The following is a 22,915-nucleotide window of genomic DNA, read 5'->3' as shown; positions in this document are numbered from 1 at the left end:
GGTCGAGCCGTCAAACCGGTGGCTCGGGGTCGTACTGCATGTGCCGGCGCACCTCGCGGGCCCGCTCGACCCCCGCGAGCCGTGCCACCAGGTGGAGCGCCATGTCGATGCCCGCCGACACCCCGGACGAGGTGACGACGTCACCGTCGTCGACGAAGCGCTCCTCGCGCCGGACGTCGACGGTCGGGTCCAGCTCGGCGAGCAGGTCGAGGGCGCCCCAGTGGGTTGTCGCGGGGCGGCCCGCCAGCAGCCCGGCCGCGGCGAAGACGAGCGATCCGGTGCAGACGCTGGTCATCAGGGGCACGCGTGCGCGCAGGTCCCGCACCCACGCGAGGTGGTCCGGGTCCTTGAGCTGGGGACGGGTCCCGGCCCCGCCCGGGTGCACGAGCACGTCGAGGCGGCCGTGTCATGCCCGTCATCCTCGCGCAGGGGCGTACGGAGACGAAAGCACCGGCAAAAGTAGGCAAATAGTCGCTATCAGCACCAGCAACCACAGGGGGCTCGATAGAGGATAGAAAGGTCATTTTCCCGAAGCTCTCGCGGGTCGGGCACAGATCCGCGTCGGGAGACACGTCATCGGGGGAGGATCCATGACCACGACCGAGGCGACGCCGGGCACGACCACGGCAGGCACGCCTGCCGGCACGGCCACGACCGGCACGACGACCGCCCGGGGCCGGACGACCCGTGCCCGGACGACGACCAAGCCGCCCACGCCAACACCCACGCCCACTCCGGCTCCGCCCACCGGCCCGGGCATGGAGATGAAGGAGGAGCACCGGCCCCAGCTGGACCTGAACCTGCCGTTCCTGAGAGTCCAGCTGCGGGCGCCCGAAATGCACCTGCCGCACGTCGGCATGCCGCACATCAGCGGCCAGGACGTCGGGCACGCCGTGGACGTCGCCCGCACGTTCCTTCCGCCGCCCGAGCGGATCATGTACTACGGCGGTCTCGGTGCGCTGGCCGCGCTCGGCATCCTGGAGTGGCCGGTGGCGGCGGCGATCGGCGCGGGAACGATGATCGCGCAGCGCGCCAGGGGCCGCGAGCAGCGCTGGTCCCCGTTCGGCGGCCCGCAGAGGGAGACCCGCGGGACGGCCGCGCCCACACCGGGGACGGCCGCGACCGGGGCCGGAGCCATGCAGGAGCCTGCGGCGCCGGCGACAGGCCGGACGGCCGGGAGGAGGGCCACCTCGGCCAAGGGCGAGGCGAAGACCCCCGCCACCACCACCCGGCGCAGCAGGGCCGGCGCCAAATAACGCAGGGCGCCTCGCGCGGGTCCGCGAACCGGCGGCACCGCGCGAGCGGCGCGCGCCCAGAGACAGCCGGCGGAGGACCGGCACGGGGACCAGGCGGGGCCGGGGCACGCTCACGCCCCGCGCCGGGGGCAAATCATGATCGGGGACACGGCAGGGAACGCATGATCAGGACGTGTATCCGCAACGGTCACCGACCGCTCACCGAACGGTAACCTTAACTACGCCGTTTTGGGAGGTTGATGCGTCACTCTTCCCTAGAAGCCGATTTGTCCTACTGAGGTGTGAAGTGTCTGAGTTCCTCGCCGCCGTACTCTCCCGGGCGGCCCTCATGGTCCTGGAGGCGCTGCTCGTGCGTCTCGTCCAGGCTCTTCTGACGTCGACCTTCCGCGTCTCGCTGCCGCACGCGGCCTGACCGGCGCACGTCTTTGGTCATCGCGGGCCGGTGCCGCCGGCCCGAAAGTCCCGAACCACGAGTCCGGGGACGGCGCCCGTCACCACAGGAGCCGCAGCCGGCGAAAGCACACTGAACGTCCCGCAAGTGGACGCCCCACAGTGAACGTCCGGTGAACGCGGAAGCCGGCTCCCCCAGGGAGCCGGCCGCTCTCCACCATCAAGGGGGACGGGAGCGCCGGGCACATCACGCCCGGCTCGGCGGCCCCTCGCCCCCCGGCGACGGCCACCGGCCCGTCCGCACGGGCCCTGTACGGCCTGTCGCCTCCCGCGAAATCGTCGCGGGCCGGTCAGTCCTTGAAGGCGTCCTTCACCTTGCCGGCGGCGTCCTTGACCTTCTCGCCGGCCTGCTTCATGTGGCTCTTGGACTGGTCGGCCCGGCCCTCGGCCTCCAGGCTCTCGTCGTCGGTGACCCTGCCGAGCCCCTCCTTGGCCTTGCCGGCGACCTCTTCCGACTTGTTGCGGAACTTGTCCTCCGTGCTCATCCGGGCGCTCCTCTCGGTTCCAGAAGCTGACGAACTCCCTCTTTCCCCTGGTGAAGGGGCTAAACGCCACCCGGCGTGTCGCCGCTCACACCCCGCAAACACAATCCCACCAAAACGGGAAAAAGTGACGAATCGGGCGTACGCTAGGAATAAGAACTTCAGCACACACCTCTGAAGGGTGGTGTGACGTATGACACACGGTGCCGACATCGGGACGCATCCCGACATCATGCAGATGCGCGCTCGCTACGAGGCCGCCGCGGCGAATCCCGCCGCGCAACTCGCCGACGGGCTCACGCTCCTGAGCGGCCTGTATCTAGCGCTCTCGCCGTGGATCGTCGGATTCAGCGGCACGCGAACTCCGCTTGCCGTGAACAATCTGATCACGGGCCTCGCCGTGGCGCTCCTGGCGATGGGGTACAGCTCGGCGTTCGGGCGCACCTACGGAATCTCCTGGGTCGCCCCGCTGCTCGGTATCTGGACCATCATCGCCCCCTGGGTGATCCGCGGGGGCATGGCGACCACCGCGACGATCATCAGCAACGTGATCGTGGGCGCGCTCATCCTGCTCTTCGGTCTCGCGACCATGCGGTTCGGCATGATGGAGCGCGGGCAGCCCGGCGGCTTCCGCACGACGGGATCGGCGCACATGGGCCCGGCCCACTGACCGGACCCCGGCCGACGGCGGGCGGCGCCCCCGCCCCGCACCGGTCACGCGCGGCGCGCAGGCGCGGCACCGCCGTCCCCGGGATGCCGTATCGGCGCCGCCGACACCGTGGCGGTCATGTCACCGGCTCCCGTTACTCTCGTCTCGTCGGAGACGAGAGGACGGTGGCGGCGTGACGACAACGGCCCCCGTGGCGAGTCCGGTGGACTTCGCGGCTTACGGCGACTACACCATCAAGGCGGCCACCCGGCCGGACGGGTCGTTCGAGCGGCCCCTGTACGGCTTCCGCGACCGCGTGACCACCGACGGGAGCGGCGGATATCCCGCCGAGCCCGGCCGGTATCACCTGTACGTGTCACTGGCCTGCCCGTGGGCCCACCGCTCGGTCATCGTGCGGGCGCTCCTCGGCCTGGAGGACGTCGTGTCGATGTCCGTCGTAGATCCCGTCCGCGACGGGCGCGGGTGGGCGTTTCGCGAGGGCCCCGGCCACGGCCCCGACGACCTCAACGGCTTCACCCTGCTGCGGGAGGCGTACGAGGCGACCGAGCCCGGCTACGACGGCCACGTGTCGGTGCCCGTGCTGTGGGACCGGCGCACCCGCCGGATCGTCAGCAACAACTTCCCCGACATCAGCCTCGACCTCGGCCAGGCGTTCGCCCGGTGGGCCAGGCCGGGAATCGACCTCTACCCGAAGGACCTGCGGGAAGACATCGACGCGCTCAACGAGCGCGTGTACGCCGACGTCAACAACGGCGTGTACAAGTGCGGCTTCGCCGAGAGCCAGGAGGCGTACGACGCGGCCGTGACGACATTGTTCACGGCGCTCGACGAGCTCGAGGAGCGCCTGGCCGGCCGCCGCTACCTGTTCGGCGACCGGCTCACCGAGGCCGACGTCCGCCTGTGGGTCACACTGGCCCGGTTCGACACGGTGTACGTGACCCACTTCAAGGCGAACCTCCGCCGCCTGGCCGACTACCCCAACCTCTGGCGCTACGCCCGGGACCTGTACGCGAACCCGGCCTTCGGCGGCACGACGAACTTCGACCACATCAAGCGGCATTACTACGGCACCCACCCGAAGATCAACCCGCTGCGCATCGTGCCCGCGGGGCCGGTCATCGACTGGAGCCTCTAGGGAGTGTCCGTGATCTTTTGCCGTATCACGGACACGACCCAGCTCACCTGGAGGGCAGCGCCTCGCACAGCCGGTCCAGGTCCTCCTCGGTGTTGTAGTAGTGCACCGAGGCCCGCACGAGGGAGGGCAGGGCGCGGGCTTCGAAGTCCCACCGGGCGGAGGACGCGGCGGACACCGAGACGTTGACCTTCGAGGCCGACAGCCGGGCGGCCACGTCCCGGCTGTCGTGCCCGTCCACGGTGAACGTCACGATGCCGCACCGCCGCGCGCCCTGGTCGTGCACGGTCACTCCGGGGAGTGCGGCCAGCCGCCCGCGCAATGTCTCGGCGAGGCCGGTCACCCGCTCCTCGATGGCGTCGAGCCCGAGGCTCAGCGCGTAGTCGGCGGCCACGCCGAGACCGATCTTGCCCGCCACGTAGCCCTCCCAGTTCTCGAACCGCCGGGCGTCGCCGCGCACCTCGTAGGAGTCGGCGGAGGTCCAGGTGGCGGCGTGCAGGTCGAGGAACGGCGGCTCCAGGCGGTCGAGGATGCGCCGCGAGCAGTACAGGAACCCGGTGCCGCGCGGCCCGCGCAGGAACTTGCGGCCGGTCGCCGACAGCAGGTCGCAGCCGATCTCACGGACGTCCACCCGCAACTGCCCAACCGACTGGCAGGCGTCCAGCAGGAACGTCACCCCGGCCTCCCGCGCCACGGCGCCGATCTCGGCCGCCGGGTTGACCAGGCCGCCCTGGGTCGGCACATGGGTGACGGCGATCAGTTTGACCCGCTCGTCGATCATGTCCCGCAGCGCCTCGACGGACAGGGCACCGGTTTCGTCGTCGGGCACCACCTCGACCCGTACGTCGTGCCGTCTGGCGATCTGCAGGAAGGCGATCGCGTTGCTGGCGTACTCGGCGCGCGAGGTGAGGATGCGGTCGCCCGGCTTCCACGGCAGGGAGTAGAAGGCCATGTCCCAGGCGCGGGTGGCGTTCTCCACGAGGGCGATCTCATCGCGGTCCGCGCCGACGAGCTCGGCCACCGCGTCGTAGGTCCGCTCGGACCGGTCGAGGGCGGCCGCGGCCGCCTCGTAACCGCCGACCCGCTCCTCCAGACGCAGATGGTCGACCACGGCCTCGGTCACCTGACGGGGCGGCAGGGACGAACCGGCGTTGTTGAGGTGGACGACGTGCTCACATCCCGGCGTGTCCGCCCGTACCCGTCCGACGTCGATGGTCACGTGAAGCCTCCCGAAGATCCTGAAAGCCCCATTCTGCCCAGTTTGCGGCACACTTCTGCGCGTATACGTACTCCTCGGCGGCCCTGGCGGGTCTTCGCCGTGGCGGTGCCGCGGGTAGCCGATCTGGGTTTCGTGAATCCCTCATCGCATAATGAGGTATGAGCACCTCCTCCCCCGCGGGCGGCTGGACGTTTCTCACCAACCACGCGCACGTCCTGCTCGCGCTGTCCCGCGATCCCGACGCGCGGCTGCGGGACGTCGCCGAGTCGGTCGGCATCACCGAGCGGGCGGCCCAGGCGATCGTCTCCGACCTGGAGGCGGCCGGCTACCTGCGCCGTGAGCGCGTAGGACGGCGCAACCACTACACGATCAACCCGCTGGCCCCGTTCCGCCACCCGATCGAGCGGCACCGGCACATCGGCGAGCTGCTCGAACTGTTCGGGGCGCCGGTTGACGCACGAAGCTGATTTCGTGAATACTTGAACACAGTTCGAGGGGGAGTACCCGGCTTCCTCAGCGTCGTCATCACGGCCGCCGTCGTAGGGCGTCCCGGCGCGAGGGTCACCGCTTGCGGTGGCACGGGGAGACCGTCGGCCTGCCGAGCCCGCCCATGCGGCGGTGAGGAGGTTGACGATGTCTGTGCCCCTGTGGGTCTGGGCCGCGGTTCTGGCGGTCATCCTCGCCATGCTCGCCGTGGACCTGTTCGCCCATCGCCGCGCCCACGTGGTGGGCGTCCGCGAGGCGCTGGCCTGGTCGGGAGTGTGGATCGCGCTGGGCCTCGGTTTCGGGGTCGTGGTCTGGCTGGTCTGGGGGCCGGACGCGGGCGGACAGTACCTGGCCGGTTATCTCATCGAGAAGTCCCTGGCCGTCGACAACGTCTTCGTGATCGCGCTGCTGTTCTCGTTCTTCGCCGTCCCCCGCGAACTGCAGCATCGCGTGCTGTTCTTCGGCGTGCTCGGCGCGCTGGTCTTCCGTGCGATGTTCATCGGCGCGGGCGCCGTCCTGCTCGACCACTTCCACTGGATCCTGTACGTCTTCGGCGCCTTCCTGCTCTACACGGGCGTGAAGATGGCCAGGCATTCGGCGATCGAGGTGCACCCCGACCGCAATCCGGTGCTGCGCGCGATGCGCCGGCTCATCCCCGTCACCGACTCCTACCAGGGCCAGCGGTTCCTCGTACGGCAGGACGCGGACGGGCGGCCCGGCGGCCGGTGGGCCGCGACGCCGCTGCTGGCCGTCCTGGTCGCGGTGGAGACCAGCGACATCGTCTTCGCCGTCGACTCGATCCCGGCGATCTTCGCCGTCACCTCCGAGCCGTTCCTCGTCTTCACCTCCAACGCCTTCGCGATCCTGGGGCTGCGGGCGATGTACTTCCTGCTGGCCGGGGCCATGCACCGGTTCGGCTATCTGCGGTACGGCCTGGCGGCGATCCTCGTGTTCGTCGGCGCGAAGATGCTCCTGGCGGACGTGTACAAGATCCCCGTATGGCTGTCGCTCACGGTCATCTGCGCCTGCCTCGTGATCTCCGTGGGCGCGAGCCAGTACAGGAACCGCCGCGAGGAGCGCGCGGCAGCCCTCCGGCAGGAGGCGGCCGACGCGACGCCAGAGCGGTTCCGGTCCACGGATGGCCCCGCTGGTCGCCTGCCGTGATCGAGCGTCGATCGGGAAGCGGCAGTGGACCGCCCGTGGCCGGGCAGGCCGGCGGAAAGTAAGCCATTGTCTGCGATAACCTCGGTGCCCTCCTGGGAGAACACTCCGCCGCGGCGAAGGCGACTCCCACCGCTTTTCCGCGACAGCGCTTCGGGGGGCAGCATGGGGGGATGGTGCACCGCCGCATGATCAGCGAGATCCTGCCTCCGTGGGTGGCGTCGGCCGAGAAGTTCGGCGACGTACCGGAGGAGACGCTGTTCCCGGAGGAGAGGCCACTGATCGCGCGGGCCGTCGACCGGCGGCGGCGCGAGTTCGTCACCGGACGCCACTGCGCCCGGCTCGCGCTGGCCCGGATCGGCGTGACGCCGGTGCCGATCCCGCGCGGCGAGCGAGGCGCGCCCGTCTGGCCCGCCGGCACGGTCGGCAGCATCACGCACTGCTCGGGTTATCGCGCGGCGGCCGTCGCCTCCGCGGACGTCGCCCGCGCGGTCGGCATCGACGCGGAACCGCACGAACCCCTCTCGGAGGAGGTCCTTGTCACGATCGCCTCGCCCGGGGAGATCGCCGCCCTCCGGGCGCTGGGCGACGCGGACGGCGAGGTCTGCTGGGACAGGATCCTGTTCAGCGCCAAGGAGTCGGTCTACAAGGTGTGGTTCCCGCTGACCGGCCGCTGGCTCGACTTCTCCGAGGCGGTCGTGGACATCGAGCCCTCCGGCACGTTCCGAGCACGGCTCCTGGTCGCCGACCCGGCCATGGGAACGCGCGCCCTGCGGGGCCGGTGGGTGGTGAGCGACGGGCACATCGCGACCTCCATCGCCCTCCCCCGGCCCTGACGATCCCGCACCGGCGCACCTGCCGGGTCACCCGGCACGGAAATAGTGGCCCTTGTCGAGGTCGTCGATCAGCCCCGGCTGCACCGGCTGCCATCCCAGCAGTTCACGGGTCAGCGCACTGGACGCCGGGGCGTCGGCCCCGATCATGCCGCCCAGCCAGGAGAAGTGCTCACCCGCCTCCTCATGGGGAATCGAGACCACCGGCAGGTCGAGGTGGCGGCCGATCACCTCGGCGACGGCGCGGATCGGCACGCCTTCGTCGGTGACCGCGTGCAGCACCGAACCCGCGGGGGCCTTCTCCAGTGCGAGGCGGAACAGGTGCGCGGCGTCGAGCCGGTGCACCCCGGGCCAGCGGTTGGACCCGTCGCCGACGTAACCGGAGACGCCCCTGTCGCGGGCGATGCCGACCAGGGCCGCCATGAAGCCGTGGTCTCCCTCGCCGTACACCGTGGGGGGCAGGCGCAGCACCGACGAGCGGACGCCCTGGGAGGCGAGGCCGAGCGTCCTCAGCGCGGTGGCCTGCCGGGCCCGCGGGCCGTCGTGTCCCGCGTCGGAGCCGGGACCGCGCCCGTCCCGTTCGGTCGCCACCCGCCCCGGCGTGACCCCGAGGAGCCCGGAGGCGAGGACGAACGGCCGGTCGGAGCCCGCGAGGGCCTCGCCGAACGTCTCGACGGCGCGGCGATCCGCGTCTGCGGCGCCCTGGAAGTCGCCGCTGAAGGCGATGTCGTGCTTGAACGCGAGGTGGATCACGCCGTCCGACGCCGCGGCCGCGCTCCGCAGGGTGTCGAGATCGTCGATGGTGCCGCGGCACACCTGCGCCCCGGCCCTGGTGAGTGCGGCGGCCGAGGCGTCGGACCGCGCCAGACCGACGACCTCGTGCCCCGCGCCGATGAGTTCGGGGACGACGGCGGAGCCGATCCAGCCGGACGCGCCGGTGACGAATACGCGCATGACGTGCTCCAAGTGGTCGATTGCCCTCCGCACCGGTGCACAGCGAGGACTCCCCGTGCACCCCGAGCGGATGACGATGTCAGTGACTGTCGTCAGGGTAGCACTGATGTCAGCCGCTGTCATCAGGGTAGGATCCTGGGCATGGGTCGATGGGAGCCGAACGCGCGCGGCCGTCTCGCGCAGGCGGCGATCGAGCTCTACGTCGAGCGCGGATACGAGCAGACCACGGTGGCGGAGATCGCCAAGCGGGCGGGGCTGACGGAGCGCACGTTCTTCCGGCACTTCGCGGACAAGCGCGAGGTGCTGTTTTCGGGCTCGGGCTCGCTGCGGGATCACCTCGTTAACGCCGTCGACGCCGCGCCGGACTCCGCGGCGCCGATCGACGTGATCGCCGGAGCCGTCGCGAGCGTCGGCGTCCTGTTCCACGAGCGTCACGAGAGCGCCCGGCAGCGGCAGGCCGTCATCGCCGCCAACGCGGAACTGCGGGAACGCGAGCTGATCAAGCTCGCGTCGTTGTCCGCGGCGCTCGCCGACGCCCTGCGGCGGCGCGGCGTCCCTGACCCGGCCGCGAGCCTGGCCGCCGAGGCGGGGATCGCCGTGTTCAAAATAGCGTTCGAGCGCTGGATCAGCGGGACCGGCGAGCCGGACCTGAGCCGGTTCGTTCGCGAGGCGTTCGACGAGCTGAAAGCCGTGACCGCGGGCAGGTGACCACCCCCGCCATCACGCTGCCGGTCGGCTTGGCGAGCAGCGTGTCCGTCGAGGGGCCCTCACCCGAGGGTCTCCGATGCGGAGGAACGAAGTCCCTCCGCATCGGAGACCTCCCCTCGCCAGGAAGGTGACGGTCAGCAGCCGTGTCCCGCCTCGAGCCGCGAGGGTCGAGAGCGGATGCGTGGTGGGCCTGGTCAGAGCGCGGTGATGGTCCACTGGTTGTTGGTGCTGCCGTTGGGCGTCCACATGCCGACGGCGGAGCCGGCGGTGGTGTAGCCCATGCCGTCGAGGGACGTCCCGGTGCCGCGGTTGACGATCTGGTAGCGGCCGTTGCCGAGATCGTTCAGGCGCCACTGCTGGTTGTTGCCGCCGTTCCAGGCCGCCTGCCTGGCGTTGGCGCCGTTGGCGGTGTTGCCCCAGCTGTCGGCCACCAGGCCGTTGGTGCGGTTGACGATGCGATACCACCCGCCGCCGAGGTCCACCAGCTGCCACTGCAGGTTGGTGCTGCCGTCCCAGTTCCACTGCTTGAGATTCGACCCCGACGCCACGTTGCCGCCGCTGTCCAGCACCAGACCGGTGGCGACGTTGGCGATCCGCACGTAGCCGGTGGGGGTGCCGCCGGAGCCCAGGGCGGGGATCTGGCCGTTGAAGGTCAGCTTGACCACGTACGCCGGGGCGCTGAACGGGGCGTTGGACGAGGGCATCGAGATGTGCAGGGCGGAACCGTCCTGCGTGCGGTTGGGCAGGGTGGTGTACTGACCGGCCGAGGGGCCGAGCAACTGCACCGAGGCCAGGTTGCTCAGGTTGATCCGGTTGGCGCCCAGAGTCGTGATGTGCAGGGTGCCGCCCGGCCAGCCCAGCACGGTGGCGTACAGCACCGTGTTGTCCTTGCTGCGGGTGAAACGGATGTCGGTGTTGGTGCCCGCCCGCGGCGTGGTGAAGGAACCGCCGCCCATCTGAGTGGGGCCCTCGCCGTAAGTCGCCCAGGCCCGGGTGGCGTAGATGGACTCGCCGAAACGGGTGAGGTAATCCCCGATGCCCAGCAGGATCGACCGCTGCCCGGACGGGATCGTGCCGTCGGCCATCGGGGCGATGTTCAGGAGCATGTTGCCGTTCTTGCTGACCCGGTCGATCAGCGAGTGCAGCATGGCGTTGAGCGAGTAGTAGCCGATGCCGACGGTGTAGCACCAGCTGGAGCTGGAGATGCTGTCGTCGGTCAGCCAGTAGGGGTTCTGGATGGCGGCCGGTCCGCCGCGCTCGTAGTCGAAGACCTCGCCCCGGGTGTTGAACCCGTCCTTGTACGTCGCGACGACGTCCCTGTTCCAGGCCACCGCCTGGTTGTAGTAGTACGCCAGGAAGTCCAGCCGCCGGGACTCGTCCAGCCGGCTGAGGTTGAAGTCCTGCCAGATGATGTCCGGCTGGTAGCCGTCGATGACCTCCTTGAGCTTGTCGTACCACAGCTGCTGCTCCTCGGCGAAGCTGAGCTGGCCGTACAGCTTCTTCAGCGAGGTGGTCGACTGGGCCGGCACCCACTGGTAGAAGCCGGTGAAGTTGTACGTGTGGTGCATGGCCACGAGCAGTTTGAGGTCCTTGGCCCGGATGGCGTCGGCGTGCAACCGCAGCAGGTCGAGCCTGGGGCCGGTGGCGACCGAGTTCCACTCGTTCACCCGGCTGTTCCACATCGAGTAACCGTCGTGGTGCTCGGCCACCGGGCCCGCGAACCTGGCGCCGGCGTCGGCGAACAGCTGGGCCCACTCGGCGGGGTCGAAGTTGCCCCCGGCGGACTTCAGCTTCGGCGCGAACTGCACCCAGTTGCCGGCCTTGTCCCGTGCCCCGTTGATGAAGTTGTGGTACGGCCACACCGACGGGTCACCATAGACGCTCTTGTGGTGATTGTTCTCGTTCGACCCGTTGTTGTACATGTTCCGCGGATACCACTCGTTCGCGTACGCGGGGACGCTGAAGACCCCCCAGTGGTAGTAGATGCCGAACTTCGCGTCCTGGAACCACTCGGCGGCCGGCGGGTGCTGGTCCACCGACGACCAGCTCGGGGTGTAGCTCTGCGGACCGGCGGTGGCCCACGCGGGACCGGTCTTCAGCACACCGGCAGCCGTGGCGACCGCGGCCGTGGCGAGCAGCTGCCTGCGACTGAGCCGGAACGAGGATGCGGACATGGGGAGGCACCTCTCACGATCGGGGAGATTCGGCAACAGTACGTATGAGCACGATCCCTTGGATGTTTCACGAAGATGAAAGGACGGTCACCGCGGAGACATTGGATGTCGTTGTACGCCAAGGGCGGCGATATGTCCACACTCCCCCGCCGCCGGACGTGACGGTGACGCGATCTGGCCCAGCGGAGCGTGGGGCGTACGACAAGCGGAGATGAGCGTTAGGCGCGCGAGTTCGCACGTTTGCGCATGCCGCGTCGGCATTGCCGCCACCCTCGCCACCCTGGGTGCATTCAACCCATGTCTACGAGAGCGTTGATCCCGTTGCTGCCCAGAAATGGGATGTCTGAAATTTTCATCGAGTGTGCGAGAACACGGAGCGGAGCGATCGGCATGCGTGAGCCGGGGGGCGCGGCGCGGGTCGTCCCACGCCGCGCCCCCGGCCATGTCGTCCGGCTCGTTCAGGTGGGGCGCTAGCCGCCGATCGCGACGGCGAAGATGTGCATCGTCGCCACCCCGTTCGCCGCCCGCGCGCTGATGTTGGGCAGGTCCACGCGGGACACCTCCTTGTTCTGCAGGGCCACGCCCGCGTAGTAGATGGTGGCCGCGGTGTTCTGCCGCTGGTTGTTCGGCCGGTTCTGGTAGGCGGCCACGACGGCGGCGTCGCCCTCCGGCCTTGGCCCGCCGTACCAGTCCGGTGAGCTGAGGGTGAAGGTCTGTCTCGTGCCGTCCTTGTAGACGACGGTGGCCGGTCCGGACACCGCGCCGTACGTGCCGGACAACAGGAATCCGAGCGTCTTGCCGGTGCCGGTCACCTTGAGCGACTGCCCCGAGGCGATGGCGTTGTCGGGGGTGCCCACCGCGCCGCCGGGCCAGGTGAAGTTCAGCCCGTTCTTGGTGACGGTGCTCCCCGGGGTGACCCCGGCCTGGGCCAGCGCCTGGGCGGAGATGCTGGCGCCGTTGCCGTCGAAGTTCCCGGGAGCGGTGTTGGCGTCGTCGGTGACGGCGACGTTGCTGAAGAGCTCCTCCAGCGGCTTCTCCCGTCCGTCCCATACCCGGACCGTGGCCTTCGCGGACGCGGTCCAGCCGCTGCCGGCCTGGGTGCCGCTCGCCGTGCCGATCAGGGCCACGTCGCCCGCGCCCTGGCCCTGGGCGGGGATGACGGTGAATTCGACGGTGCGCTCCGCGCCGGGCCGCAGGGGCTGCAACTCGACCTTCTCCGGTGAGACGCTCCACCCTTCCGGCGCCTCGACGGTCACGACCGTCCTGGGCGCCAGCGGCATCTCGACCGCCCGGACGGTGACGCCGACCTTCGCCTCCTGGCCCGGGCTCACCTCGGCGGGCGCGCTGATCTTGACCTTCTGCAGGGCGTAGGCGCGGTAGGTGTGCCCGGCCTTCCCGGTGAGTTCGATCAGGTCGGACTCGGCCTTCTCGGTGCGGGCCGTGCCGCCGCGCGTGTCGTCGACCACCTTGTAGCGCCCGGCGAAGATCGCGCCGCGTACCCTGACGACGCCGTCACGGTCGGGCGTGACGAGGTACTCGTCGGCCTGCCCGTCGCTCCACGCCGCGCCGACGGTGTAACCGCCGCGGCCCCGCAGGCCCTTGACCCGTCCCTTCGGCCAGGCCTCTGGCAGGGCCGGCAGCAGGTGCAGCTCGCCGTTGCGGCTGTGCAGCAGCATCTCCGCGATGCCGGACGTCGCGCCGAAGTTGCCGTCGATCTGGAACGGAGGGTGCAGGTCGAACATGTTCGGGGCGAGCCTGGCCGGCGTCACGAGGAGGCGGACCAGGTCGTGCGCCCGCTTGCCCTCCTCCATCCGCGCCCAGTAGTTGATCTTCCAGGCCAGCGACCAGCCCGTGCCGTCGTCGCCGCGCAGTTCCAGCGTCCGCCGCGCGGCCTCGAACAGCTCGGGGGTGTCCCGCTTGGTGATCTGGTGGCTGGGGTGCAGGCCGTAGAGGTGCGAGATGTGCCGGTGGTTCCGCTCGGTCTCCACCCAGTCGTACAGCCACTCCTGGATGTTGCCGCGCGAGCCGATCTTCATCGGAGCCAGCCGCTTCCGGGCCTCCAGGACCTGCGCCCGGAAGCCGGCGTCCAGGCCGAGAACCTCGCTCGCCTCGGCGCAGCCGTCGAACAGGTCGCGCAGGATCTGGTTGTCCATCGTCGGACCGGCGGCCACGCTGGCGTTCGCGTGATGGCTGAGCTCGGGCGAGTTCGATGGGTTCGTGACCAGGTATCCCAGCTTCGGTTCCTCCACGAGGGTGTCGAGGAAGAACTGGGCGGCGCCCTTCATCGCCGGGTAGTTCTTCCGGAGAAACTCGACGTCGCCGGTGTACAGGTAGTGGTCCCAGATCATGGTGGCCAGCCACGCGCCGCCGGTCTGCCACATGCCCCAGAACGCGCCGTCGACGACCGAGGTCGCCCGCCACGCGTCGGTGTTGTGGTGGGTGACCCAGCCGCCGGCGCCGTACTGCACCTGGGCCGTGCGGGCACCGGTCACCGTGAGGTCCTGGATCATGTCGAACACCGGCTCGTAGCACTCCGACAGGTTCGTCGAGCCGGCGGGCCAGTAGTTCATCGGCAGGTTGGCGTTGATGGTGTACTTCGAGTCCCACGACGGGGTCAGGGAATCGTTCCAGATGCCCTGCAGGTTGGCCGGCTGGGTCCCGGGACGCGAGCAACTGATCAGCAGGTACCTGCCGAACTGGAACAGCAGCGCGGAGAACTGCGGGTCGTCGACGGCCGAGTGCTGCGCGATCCGGACGTCCGTGGGCTGGTCGGCCGCGTCGGTGCGGTCCAGTTCGAGTGACGTCCGCTTGAACAATGCCTGGTAGTCGGCCACGTGACGGCTGCGCAGCCTGTCGTGGGGCGTCTGCTGGGCGGCCTCGAGGTGCCGCCGCGCGATGCCCTGGTAGTCGCCGCTGACGTCCTTGTAGTTCACGTAGCTGGAGCCGATGGAGATCAGCAGGGTCACGCTGTCGGCGGCGGACACCTGGAGTGTTCCGCCGGAACTGGTGACACTGCCGCCCTCGGCGAGGGCCCGCGCCAGCGCCAGGAACTTGACCGAGCCGGGGATGCCCTCGAAGTCGCCCGAGACGCCGTCGAGCGCCACCGTCGTGCCGTCAGGGCTGGAGCGTGTCGTGCGCTGGGGACTGTCGAACGTCGCGGTGAACGTGATCGAGCCTGGCTTGTCGGCGGTCAGGCGGACGACGATGACCTGGTCGGGTGCGCTCGCGAACACCTCGCGCTTGTACCGCACGCCGTTCAGGAGGTAGTCGACGGACGTGGTGGCGGTGGTGAGGTCGAGCCGACGGTTGTACTCCGAGAACCCGCTCGTGCCGGGGAAGTTGAGCCTGATGTTGCCGACCGTCTGGTAGGCGAGCTGGCCCGCGGGTTTCCCCAGCATGTTCTGGTCGATCAGGCTCTGGGCCTCGGTCCATTTGTCCTCGAAGACGAGCCGGCGGATCTCCGGCAGCGCCGCCAGGCCCTTGGGGTTGCTCTGGTCGTACGGTCCTCCGCCCCAGACGGTGTCCTCGTTGAGCTGCAGCCGCTCGGCGTCGACGTTGCCGAACACCATGGCACCGAGGCGCCCGTTGCCGATGGGGAGGGCGCGGAGCCAGTCCGTGCCGGCGCCCTTGTCGTACCACAGCGCCAGGTCGCCGGCGGCGCGCACCTCCGGAGGCGCCACCGATCCGGCTCGCGCGACCGCTGTCCATTGCATCGGCAGCATCAGAGCCCCGGCTCCGACCGTGCCGATCTTCATCAACTGCCTTCGCGTCAGATCTGGCATTCGCTCTCCAAGCGCGCTGCGGCCTTGCCGGCGGCCGGCACCGCGCCAATGGAGCTGCGAACCGGCTGCGTGACGAGGCTGTGTAGGGGGTGAGGGCAAAGCTACAAAGATTTGATGTATCGGTCAACGATTCGTCTATAAACGCCCGAAAGGCGGCCATCTGACCCTTGCAACGGCAGGAAACATCTAACCTTTGACTTGTCCACGTGGGTGGGATGGGGCGACGGCGACGTACGGGCAAGCCGCATCCGCTTCCTGGCCGCCCATGGTGGACGGGTGAACTCCCCGCTCCGGCCGGACTCTGGGAACCTACCTGCCATGTCACGCACAGACGATGTAGTGGACAGCATCAAGCGGATGATCCTCGACGGCGTCCTGCGGCCCGGCGACCGCCTGCCCGTCGAGAAGGACCTCGCCGAGTCGCTGGGCGTCTCGCGCGGGGCGTTGCGCGAAGGGGTGTCGGCGCTGTCGATCCTCGGGATCGTCAGTACCCGGCAGGGTGACGGGACGTACATCACGAACCTCGACGCGACGCAGTTGCTGGCTCCGATGGGCTTCGTCGTCGAGCTGCACGGCCAAGGCGACCCGCGGCACGTGCACTCCGTACGGCGCCTGCTGGAGTCCGAAGCGGCACGGCTGGCCGCGACCAGGATCACCGACGAGGCGCTCCGCCAGGCCAGGGACCTGCTCGGCGAGTCGGCCAGGATCGTCGGTCAGGCGCCTCACGACCACGAGCGTCTCATCGAGATCGACATCGCCTTTCACCGCATCATCGCCGCCCATACCGACAACCCGGTCATGGTCGGCCTGATCGAGGCGTTCGCCAGGCGCACCGTCCGCGGCCGGCTGTGGCGCAGCCTGCACGAGGAGGGGGCCGACCGGCGCACCCACGAGGAGCACGTGGCGATCTGGGCGGCGCTCGCGGCGCGCGATCCCGAACGGGCGCGCATCCGGATGGCCAACCATCTCATCGGGGTGGAGGAGTCCCTGCAGCGGCTGCCCGACGACGGCGACGCGCCGTCCGAACCCGTGGCCGGCTGACCTCGGGCCGGGCGAGGGCCGTCATGGGGTGACCCGGTGGGGGCACGGCGCGATGACCGGCGCGATCACCTCACCGTTTGGGGGTCCGCGCCGGACCGCGAACGACCGAGGTTCTCCCGCAGCCAGGTCTCCGTGGTGCTGACGTGCATGAGCGCGACCGCCTGGGCGAGGGGGGCGTCGCCGGCCGCGAGCGCGCGGTAGATGGCGGCGTGCTCGGCAATCGTGCGGCCGGCCGCGTTCTCCTCGACGAGCCCGCGCCAGACACGGGCCCGGAGCGTCCGGCTGGCGATGCCGCCGAGCAGGGCGGACAGGGACTTGTTGCCCGTCGCGTCGAAAACGGCCCGGTGGAAGGCGTCGTCGTGGTGGTTGAGCGCTTCGATGTCGTCCTGCGCCGCGATCATCGCGTTGAGGTGCCGTTCGACGTCAGCGAGCTGGTCGGCGGTGATCCGGGCGGCGGCCAGACCCGTCGCCACCGGCTCGAACAGGCGCCGCACCTCGGTGATCTCGAGCAGATCGTCGCCCCGCATCATCTCCACGGCGAGGCCGACTCCTTCGAGCAGCAGCTCCGGCGACAGGCTCGTGACGTAGGTGCCGTCGCCCCTGCGCACCTCGAGCACGCGTGTGGTGACGAGGGAGCGGACCGCCTCTCTGAGCAGGTTGCGGGACAGGCCCAGCTCGGCGGCCAGCTCCTGTTCTGGAGGCAGCCGGGCGCCCGGGGGAAGCGTCCCGTCCTTGATGAGGTGCCTGATGCGTTCGATCGCCTGCTCGGTCAACGACATACCTGCATTTTGGTATGTCAGGACAGCGGACCTCCACACGGTCCCTGCGGGTGCGTGGGAAGGCTGTCGGAACCAGCCGCACCCCTGCCGGATGAGGGGTGCCGTGACATGTGCTGCCTGGCACGGTCCCGTCGTGCCACGCCTTCAGCCGGGACAGACATGCGATGTGTCGTGATCTCGGCCCGGCCGGGACAGTCGATACGTCGGATCCCTTGCCCACTGCGAGCCACCCAAATAACGGAATATCACCATTCTGTCCTCAAGGTCTGGACACTGACGGGGTTTGAGCATAGAAAGACATCCCATGTCCTGTGCGTGATGAGCCCGCTCACGGCGAGTCTCGCCCAAGCCCCGCACGTGGGCGTCACCTGAGCGTGGCGCGGTCAGGGACGGCATGGCAGCCGTGGTGCTTCAGAAGGAGAGACGATGGAACGCAGACGGTTCGCGCTCGCCGCGGCCTTAGCCATATCGGGGTGCCTCGCCGCGGCCTGTGGCGGGAACAGCGGCACTGGGAACGACAACTCCGGCGGGGACGCAGCGGCGAAGCCGGTCATCGGCGTCGACTACCCGCGTTCCGATACGGACTTCTGGAACTCCTACATCAGCTACGTGCCGAAGTTCGCCGGCGAGCTGGGTGCGGAGGTCAAGACCACCAACTCCCAGAACGACATCGCCAAGCTCACCGCCAACGTGCAGACCCTGGTGGGTCAGGGCGTGAAGGGCGTGGTCATGGCGCCGCAGGACACCGCGGCGGTGGCGCCCACGCTGCAGCAGCTCGAGAGCAAGAAGATTCCCGCCGTGCTCGTGGACACCCGGCCCGACACCGGCAACGCCTTCATGGTCGTACGGGCCGACAACCGCGCGTACGGGGAGAAGGCCTGCAAGTTCCTCGGCGAGAAGCTCGGCGGCAAGGGCAAGGTGGTCATGCTGGAGGGCGACCTGGCCTCCATCAACGGCCGGGACCGCACCGAGGCGTTCAACGACTGCATGAGGCAGAACTACCCCGGCATCAAGGTCTTCGGCGAGGCGACCAACTGGGACGGCGCCGTGGCCTCGCAGAAGCTCTCCACGGTCCTGACCGCGAACCCCGACGTCAAGGGCGTCTACATGCAGTCGAGCTTCGCCCTCGCCGGAACGCTGCAGGTGCTCAAGCAGCGCGGCCTCCTGGTGCCGCCGACTGACCCCAAGCACGTCTTCGTCGTCTCCAACGACGGCATCCCGCAGGAGCTCAAGGACATCGCCGCCGGGAACATCGACGCCACCGTCTCCCAGCCCGCGGACCTGTACGCCAAGTGGGCGCTGTCGTACGCCCAGGCCGCGATCGAGGGCAAGACCTTCCAGCCGGGCAAGACCGATCACGACAGCACCATCATCCAGGTGCGGCCCGGCCTGCTGGAGGACCAGCTGTCCGCACCGCTCGTCACCGCGGACGGCGGCACCTACGGCGGGATCCCCAGCGTGAAGCACGATGACAAGTCGCTGTGGGGCAACAACCTGAGCTGAGAGGGCGTGGCCATGGAAGAGTTCGCGGGAGGGCCCGCGAGCCCTCCACCCGCCCGTGACAGCGGGCCGGTCCGTTCGGACCCGCCCGTCGCCGAGGCGGAGCGCATCACCAAGAGGTACGGCGAGACGACGGCACTGAACCGTGCCCACATAGCGATCGGGCCCGGGGAGACCCACGCACTGGTCGGGCGCAACGGTGCGGGGAAGTCCACCCTGGTCTCCATCCTGACGGGGCTGCAGGCGCCGGACGAGGGCGAGGTGCGCTTCGCCGGGTCCCCGGCGCCGCGGCTGTCGGACCGTGACGCCTGGCGGGAACGGGTCGCCTGCGTCTACCAGAAGTCCACGATCATCCCTGAGCTGACCGTGGCGGAGAACCTCTATCTGAACCGGCACGACCGCAACCGGCTGGGGCTGGTCGGGTGGAAGGGCCTGTGGCGGAAGGCCGCCGACCTGCTGGAGGCGTGGTCGGTGGACGTCGACGTCCGCCGGCCGGCCGGGGAGCTCGGTGTGGAGCAGCGGCAGTTCGTGGAGATCGCCCGGGCGCTGTCGTTCGGCGCGAGGTTCATCATCCTCGACGAGCCCACCGCCCAGCTGGACGGCGCGGCGATCTCCCGGCTCTTCGAGCGGATGCGGGCGATGCGGGAGCAGGGAGTCACGTTCCTGTTCATCAGTCATCACCTGCAGGAGATCTACGAGATCTGCGACATGGTCACGGTGTTCCGGGACGCCCGGCACATCCTCACCACGCCGGTGGCGGACCTTCCGCAGGGCGAGCTGGTGGCGGCGATGACCGGTGAGGCCGCGGGGCTGCGGGAGCACGCCGTGCGCCCGCCGGTCCCGGCGGAGGCCCCGGTGGTCCTCGACGTACGGGGCCTGTGCGACGGCGACGTCTACCAGGACGTCGACCTGCGGGTACGGGCCGGGGAGATCGTGGGGCTGGCGGGGCTGGGCGGCAGCGGGAAGACCGAGCTCGCCGAGACCATCGCCGGATTGCGCGCCGCCAAGGACGGGACCCTGGAGGTGGCCGGGAGCCGCCCGCGCCCCGGGAGCGTGCCGGAGTCGCTGGCCGCCGGGGTGGGCTTCGTGCCCCGCGACCGTCACCACCAGGGGCTCGTCCCCCTGATGTCCATCGCCGACAACACCACGATGACGGTGCCGGAGCGGCTCGGTCAGGCGGGCTTCGTCAGCGGCCGGCGCAGGGACGCGCTGGCCCGCGAGATGATCACCAATCTCGCGATCAAGACACCCGGCCCGGAGCTCCCCGTCTCCGGGCTGTCCGGCGGCAACCAGCAGAAGGTCGTGATGGCCCGCGCCCTGGCCAGCGACCCTCGTCTGCTCGTACTGATCACGCCGACCGCCGGAGTCGACGTCCGGTCGAAGGAGTTCCTGCTCGGCAAGGTCGAGGAGATCGCCGGCAACGGAACGGGCGTCGTGATCGCCTCCGATGAACTTGACGACCTGCGGCTGTGCAACCGGGTGCTCGTGATGTTCCACGGCCGCGTCGTCGCGGAACTGGCCGCCGGCTGGCACGACCACGAGATGGTGGCCGCCATGGAAGGAGTCGACCTCGATGCCTGACAGCACCACCGCTCACGCCACGACGGGACACCTGCCGAGCCCGCCGGCGCCGGAGGAGGCGAGAAAGCGCCGCCCGCCGATCCCCCTGGCGCGGCTGCGGGACTTCGCGCTCGTCCCCGCGATCATCGTGATCGCGATCGTCGGGCAGATCGTCAACCCGATCTTCCTGCAGAGCGACAACCTGATCAACATCCTGCAGACCATGTCGGAGATCTCGCTGCTCGTCCTGGCGCAGACGCTCGTGCTCATCGCCGGCAGGATGGACCTGTCGCTCGAGTCGACCTTCGGGCTCGCCCCCGGCGTGGCCGCATGGCTGACGGTCGCCGCTGGAACGGGACCCGGGCTCGGGCTGCTGCCCGGCGCCTGGGGAATCCCCGTCACCCTCGCGGTGGGAGTGCTGATCGGGGCGGTGAACGCGCTGTTCATCGTCCGCTTCGGGCTCAACGGTTTCATCGTCACCCTGGGCATGCTCATCGTGCTGCGTGGCCTCCTCACCGGCATCTCCGGCGGGCAGACCTTCTTCAACCTCCCGGAATCGATGACCTACCTCGGCTCGGCCATGTGGCTCGGCGTGCCCGCGTCCATCTGGATATGCCTGCTGCTGTTCGCCGCCGGCGTCGTGGTCATGGGATTCACCCGGTTCGGCCGGGCGCTCTACGCGATCGGCGGAAACGTCGACGCCGCGAAGGCGGCCGGGATCCGCACCGACCGGGTGCTGTGGATCGTGCTGATCTCCGCCAGCCTGCTGGCCGCGATCGGCGGCCTCCTGCTGACGGGCCGGCTCGCCTCCGTGGCCGCCGCCCAGGGCGACGGCGCGATCTTCACCGTGTTCGCCGCCGCCGTCATCGGCGGAGTCAGCCTCAACGGAGGCAAGGGCACGGTGTTCGGCGCGTTCACCGGCATCCTGTTGCTCTACATGATCCAGAATGTCCTCACCCTCGCGGGCGTCCCCGCGCAGTGGATCCAGGCGCTCAACGGGGCGATCATCCTCACCGCGCTCGCGATCTCCCGCCTCACCGGCGGCAAGTCGCAGGAATGACGAGAAGGGGAGGCCGATCCCCGGACCGGCCTCCCCCACTCATCACCGCGTACGGGTTGGAAGGCCTCGGACGCGAGAGGGCCGGAAGCCCGTCAGGACGGGAGCAGCGGCAGCAGCGCGTTGAGGCGTCCGGACGCGAAACCGGACAGGTCCAGCGAGCAGAAGGTGAAGCCGGCGCCGCGGACCGCGGAATCCACGCGCTCGCGCAGCTCGCACGCGCGCGGGATCTCAGTGGCCGGAACCTCGACCCGGGCGAGCGTGCCGCCGGAATGGGCGCGCACCCGGCACACCGGGAAGCCGAGATCGCGCAGCGCGCCCTCGGCGGTCTCGATCCTGCGCAGGACCTCCGGCGTGACGGGGTCGCCGTAGCTGACCCGCGAGGCCAGGCAGGGCGCGGCGGGTTTGTCCGCGGTGACCAGGCCGAGCTCCCGGCTGACCGCGCGGACGTCGGCCTTGGTGAGCCCGGCCTCCACCAGCGGCGCGATGGCCCCGCGCTCGGCCGCGGCCCGCTGTCCGGGGCGGTGGTCGCCGAGGTCGTCGAGGTTGGTGCCGAGCGCGATCCGGGCACCCATGGCGGCCGCCAGCGGCGTGAGCGCGTCGAACAGCGCCGACTTGCAGTGGTAGCAGCGGTCGGCGCCGTTGGCGGCGTACTCGGGCCGGTCGGCCTCGTCCGTGCACACCTCCAGATGCGCCAGCCCGTGGGCGCGCGCGAAGTCACGGGCCGCGGCCCGCTCGGAGGCGGCCAGGCTGGGTGAGACCGCGGTGACGGCCAGTGCGCGCCTGCCGAGCGCCCTCGCGGCGGCGAAGGCGAGCAACGCGGAGTCGGCGCCGCCGGAGTAGGCGACGACGACCGCGTCCTCACGGAGCAGCCGGGCCGTCAGCCGGTCCATGGCGTCGCTCACCGCGCCCGCCTGACCGGCGTCCGGGGTCCTCTCTCCGCTGGAAGCGGGACGATCAGCCACGAGCGGCCTCGCCTTCGAAGGCACGTGGGACGGTGAGGCTCTCCTCGACGCCGAGGACGTGCAGGGCGGCGTGGAGCCTGGCCCGCTCGGAGTCCCGCGCCAGCAGAGCCCGATGGACGGCCCGGTGCTCCCGGAGCGTGCGGTGAACGGCTTCGGGATCGCTCATGCCCCGCCAGATGCGGGCGCGTACGGTGCGGCCGGACATGTTCTGGATGACGGCGGCGAGGACGGCGTTGCCGCAGTGGGAGGCGATGAGGGCGTGGAAATCCTGGTCGAGCGCGATCAGCTTCTCGTGGTCGACGGGATCGCAGGCGGCGACCGTCTCGGCCTCGTCGAGCAGATCGCCCAGGCGGACGAGATCGGCGTCGGGGATGCGCGTGGCCGCCAGCGCCGTCGCCTCCGCCTCCAGAATCCTGCGCACGTGCAGGAACTCCCCCGCCCCGGCGTCCAGGTGGATGTCGGCGACGAAACTCATCCCGTCGAGCAGCAGGTCGGGAGAGAGGCTGGTGACGTAGGTGCCGTCGCCCTGCCGCGTCTGCAGGACCCGCATGGCGACCAGCGCGCGCACGGCCTCGCGCAGCGTGTTGCGGGCGACACCTAGCTGTTCGGCCAGATTCTTCTCGACGGGGAGCTTCTGCCCCGGACGCAGTTCCCCATCGATGATCATCTGCTTGATCGTGTCGATCGCCGTCTCGATGACGCCCAC

21 protein-coding genes are annotated in these 22,915 nt (G+C 70.0%); 12 read left to right on the top strand and 9 right to left on the bottom strand.

Annotation, left to right across the window (positions count from 1 at the left end; genetic code table 11):
- Positions 1-10 precede the first annotated feature (10 nt).
- On the bottom strand, positions 11-391 hold the full coding sequence (locus Msi02_RS39075; RefSeq protein ID WP_204052792.1) for a DJ-1/PfpI family protein: 381 nt from the start codon (positions 389-391) through the stop codon (positions 11-13).
- A gap of 199 nt (positions 392-590) precedes the next feature.
- Between Msi02_RS39075 and Msi02_RS39070 the strand changes: the two genes are divergently transcribed.
- Both Msi02_RS39070 and Msi02_RS44175 read left to right on the top strand, forming a co-directional pair.
- Positions 591-1,256 carry a hypothetical protein gene (locus Msi02_RS39070; protein WP_204052791.1) on the top strand — a complete coding sequence of 222 codons (666 nt, stop codon included), beginning with the start codon at positions 591-593 and terminating at the stop codon, positions 1,254-1,256.
- Positions 1,257-1,542: 286 nt separating this feature from the next.
- Entirely contained in the window at positions 1,543-1,668 is a 126-nt protein-coding gene (locus tag Msi02_RS44175; RefSeq protein ID WP_275414218.1) for a hypothetical protein, read from the top strand.
- Between the two features lie 328 nt (positions 1,669-1,996).
- Here Msi02_RS44175 and Msi02_RS39065 read toward each other — a convergent pair whose 3' ends face one another.
- Positions 1,997-2,191: a CsbD family protein gene (locus Msi02_RS39065; protein WP_142560504.1), complete on the bottom strand. Its 195-nt coding sequence runs from the start codon at positions 2,189-2,191 to the stop codon at positions 1,997-1,999.
- Between the two features lie 190 nt (positions 2,192-2,381).
- On the opposite strand from Msi02_RS39065, the gene Msi02_RS39060 reads away from it, so the two are divergent.
- Positions 2,382-2,858 (top strand): SPW repeat protein, encoded by a 477-nt coding sequence (locus Msi02_RS39060; RefSeq protein ID WP_204052790.1) that lies wholly within the window; start codon positions 2,382-2,384, stop codon positions 2,856-2,858.
- A gap of 172 nt (positions 2,859-3,030) precedes the next feature.
- Positions 3,031-3,993 (top strand): glutathione S-transferase family protein, encoded by a 963-nt coding sequence (locus Msi02_RS39055; protein ID WP_239109179.1) that lies wholly within the window; start codon positions 3,031-3,033, stop codon positions 3,991-3,993.
- A gap of 43 nt (positions 3,994-4,036) precedes the next feature.
- Here the strand turns inward: Msi02_RS39055 and Msi02_RS39050 are convergent, their stop codons facing one another.
- Positions 4,037-5,209: an aminotransferase class V-fold PLP-dependent enzyme gene (locus tag Msi02_RS39050; protein WP_204052789.1), complete on the bottom strand. Its 1,173-nt coding sequence runs from the start codon at positions 5,207-5,209 to the stop codon at positions 4,037-4,039.
- Positions 5,210-5,367: 158 nt separating this feature from the next.
- On the opposite strand from Msi02_RS39050, the gene Msi02_RS39045 reads away from it, so the two are divergent.
- From Msi02_RS39045 to Msi02_RS39035, 3 genes are all read left to right on the top strand, one after another.
- Positions 5,368-5,676 carry a helix-turn-helix transcriptional regulator gene (locus tag Msi02_RS39045; RefSeq protein ID WP_079316579.1) on the top strand — a complete coding sequence of 103 codons (309 nt, stop codon included), beginning with the start codon at positions 5,368-5,370 and terminating at the stop codon, positions 5,674-5,676.
- A 166-nt stretch (positions 5,677-5,842) separates the two neighbouring features.
- Positions 5,843-6,859 (top strand): TerC family protein, encoded by a 1,017-nt coding sequence (locus tag Msi02_RS39040; RefSeq protein ID WP_204052788.1) that lies wholly within the window; start codon positions 5,843-5,845, stop codon positions 6,857-6,859.
- A 185-nt stretch (positions 6,860-7,044) separates the two neighbouring features.
- The gene (locus Msi02_RS39035; protein ID WP_204052787.1) at positions 7,045-7,692 is read left to right on the top strand and encodes a 4'-phosphopantetheinyl transferase family protein; all 648 of its coding nucleotides are present in this window, start codon (positions 7,045-7,047) and stop codon (positions 7,690-7,692) included.
- Positions 7,693-7,719: 27 nt separating this feature from the next.
- Here the strand turns inward: Msi02_RS39035 and Msi02_RS39030 are convergent, their stop codons facing one another.
- Positions 7,720-8,643 carry an SDR family oxidoreductase gene (locus Msi02_RS39030; RefSeq protein ID WP_204052786.1) on the bottom strand — a complete coding sequence of 308 codons (924 nt, stop codon included), beginning with the start codon at positions 8,641-8,643 and terminating at the stop codon, positions 7,720-7,722.
- 141 nt (positions 8,644-8,784) lie between these two features.
- On the opposite strand from Msi02_RS39030, the gene Msi02_RS39025 reads away from it, so the two are divergent.
- Complete coding sequence (locus Msi02_RS39025) at positions 8,785-9,351, top strand: TetR/AcrR family transcriptional regulator (protein ID WP_204052785.1); 567 nt, start codon at positions 8,785-8,787, stop codon at positions 9,349-9,351.
- Between the two features lie 194 nt (positions 9,352-9,545).
- Here Msi02_RS39025 and Msi02_RS39020 read toward each other — a convergent pair whose 3' ends face one another.
- On the bottom strand, positions 9,546-11,525 hold the full coding sequence (locus Msi02_RS39020) for an alpha-L-fucosidase (protein ID WP_204052784.1): 1,980 nt from the start codon (positions 11,523-11,525) through the stop codon (positions 9,546-9,548).
- 470 nt (positions 11,526-11,995) lie between these two features.
- Positions 11,996-15,307: a glycosyl hydrolase family 95 catalytic domain-containing protein gene (locus tag Msi02_RS39015; RefSeq protein ID WP_204052783.1), complete on the bottom strand. Its 3,312-nt coding sequence runs from the start codon at positions 15,305-15,307 to the stop codon at positions 11,996-11,998.
- 318 nt (positions 15,308-15,625) lie between these two features.
- Between Msi02_RS39015 and Msi02_RS39010 the strand changes: the two genes are divergently transcribed.
- A complete protein-coding gene (locus tag Msi02_RS39010) occupies positions 15,626-16,348 on the top strand; it encodes a FadR/GntR family transcriptional regulator (RefSeq protein WP_204052782.1) in 723 nt (240 codons plus the stop codon).
- A gap of 65 nt (positions 16,349-16,413) precedes the next feature.
- Here the strand turns inward: Msi02_RS39010 and Msi02_RS39005 are convergent, their stop codons facing one another.
- A complete protein-coding gene (locus Msi02_RS39005; RefSeq protein WP_204052781.1) occupies positions 16,414-17,127 on the bottom strand; it encodes a FadR/GntR family transcriptional regulator in 714 nt (237 codons plus the stop codon).
- Between the two features lie 426 nt (positions 17,128-17,553).
- Between Msi02_RS39005 and Msi02_RS39000 the strand changes: the two genes are divergently transcribed.
- From Msi02_RS39000 to Msi02_RS38990, 3 genes are read left to right on the top strand one after another with little or no spacing between them, the layout of a single operon-like run.
- A complete protein-coding gene (locus Msi02_RS39000; RefSeq protein ID WP_204052780.1) occupies positions 17,554-18,630 on the top strand; it encodes a sugar ABC transporter substrate-binding protein in 1,077 nt (358 codons plus the stop codon).
- 12 nt (positions 18,631-18,642) lie between these two features.
- Complete coding sequence (locus Msi02_RS38995; RefSeq protein ID WP_204052779.1) at positions 18,643-20,208, top strand: sugar ABC transporter ATP-binding protein; 1,566 nt, start codon at positions 18,643-18,645, stop codon at positions 20,206-20,208.
- Positions 20,201-21,247, top strand: coding sequence for an ABC transporter permease (locus Msi02_RS38990; protein WP_204052778.1), 1,047 nt, complete (start codon positions 20,201-20,203; stop codon positions 21,245-21,247). The genes Msi02_RS38995 and Msi02_RS38990 overlap by 8 nt, the downstream gene beginning before the upstream one ends.
- Positions 21,248-21,339: 92 nt before the next feature.
- Here Msi02_RS38990 and larE read toward each other — a convergent pair whose 3' ends face one another.
- Together larE and Msi02_RS38980 are read right to left on the bottom strand one after the other, a co-directional pair.
- The gene (gene larE / locus Msi02_RS38985) at positions 21,340-22,149 is read right to left on the bottom strand and encodes an ATP-dependent sacrificial sulfur transferase LarE (RefSeq protein ID WP_204052777.1); all 810 of its coding nucleotides are present in this window, start codon (positions 22,147-22,149) and stop codon (positions 21,340-21,342) included.
- A 52-nt stretch (positions 22,150-22,201) separates the two neighbouring features.
- On the bottom strand, positions 22,202-22,915 hold the full coding sequence (locus Msi02_RS38980) for a FadR/GntR family transcriptional regulator (protein WP_079316590.1): 714 nt from the start codon (positions 22,913-22,915) through the stop codon (positions 22,202-22,204).

Source organism: Microbispora siamensis (genome assembly GCF_016863095.1).
GTDB classification, from domain to species: domain Bacteria; phylum Actinomycetota; class Actinomycetes; order Streptosporangiales; family Streptosporangiaceae; genus Microbispora; species Microbispora siamensis.
This window is presented reverse-complemented; position numbering and strand designations above follow the sequence as displayed.

What these genes read in the sequence shown, in the direction of transcription:
- Msi02_RS39070 (WP_204052791.1), top strand. Translation starts at nt 591, where the DNA reads ATGACCACGACCGAGGCGACGCCGGGCACGACCACGGCAGGCACGCCT.
- Msi02_RS39035 (WP_204052787.1), top strand. Translation starts at nt 7,045, where the DNA reads ATGATCAGCGAGATCCTGCCTCCGTGGGTGGCGTCGGCCGAGAAGTTC.
- Msi02_RS38995 (WP_204052779.1), top strand. Translation starts at nt 18,643, where the DNA reads ATGGAAGAGTTCGCGGGAGGGCCCGCGAGCCCTCCACCCGCCCGTGAC.
- Msi02_RS39040 (WP_204052788.1), top strand. Translation starts at nt 5,843, where the DNA reads ATGTCTGTGCCCCTGTGGGTCTGGGCCGCGGTTCTGGCGGTCATCCTC.
- Msi02_RS39030 (WP_204052786.1), bottom strand. Translation starts at nt 8,643, where the DNA reads ATGCGCGTATTCGTCACCGGCGCGTCCGGCTGGATCGGCTCCGCCGTC.
- Msi02_RS39045 (WP_079316579.1), top strand. Translation starts at nt 5,368, where the DNA reads ATGAGCACCTCCTCCCCCGCGGGCGGCTGGACGTTTCTCACCAACCAC.
- Msi02_RS39015 (WP_204052783.1), bottom strand. Translation starts at nt 15,307, where the DNA reads ATGCCAGATCTGACGCGAAGGCAGTTGATGAAGATCGGCACGGTCGGA.
- Msi02_RS39065 (WP_142560504.1), bottom strand. Translation starts at nt 2,191, where the DNA reads ATGAGCACGGAGGACAAGTTCCGCAACAAGTCGGAAGAGGTCGCCGGC.
- Msi02_RS39005 (WP_204052781.1), bottom strand. Translation starts at nt 17,127, where the DNA reads ATGTCGTTGACCGAGCAGGCGATCGAACGCATCAGGCACCTCATCAAG.
- Msi02_RS39020 (WP_204052784.1), bottom strand. Translation starts at nt 11,525, where the DNA reads ATGTCCGCATCCTCGTTCCGGCTCAGTCGCAGGCAGCTGCTCGCCACG.
- Msi02_RS39025 (WP_204052785.1), top strand. Translation starts at nt 8,785, where the DNA reads ATGGGTCGATGGGAGCCGAACGCGCGCGGCCGTCTCGCGCAGGCGGCG.
- Msi02_RS39010 (WP_204052782.1), top strand. Translation starts at nt 15,626, where the DNA reads ATGTCACGCACAGACGATGTAGTGGACAGCATCAAGCGGATGATCCTC.
- Msi02_RS39060 (WP_204052790.1), top strand. Translation starts at nt 2,382, where the DNA reads ATGACACACGGTGCCGACATCGGGACGCATCCCGACATCATGCAGATG.
- Msi02_RS39000 (WP_204052780.1), top strand. Translation starts at nt 17,554, where the DNA reads ATGGAACGCAGACGGTTCGCGCTCGCCGCGGCCTTAGCCATATCGGGG.
- Msi02_RS38990 (WP_204052778.1), top strand. Translation starts at nt 20,201, where the DNA reads ATGCCTGACAGCACCACCGCTCACGCCACGACGGGACACCTGCCGAGC.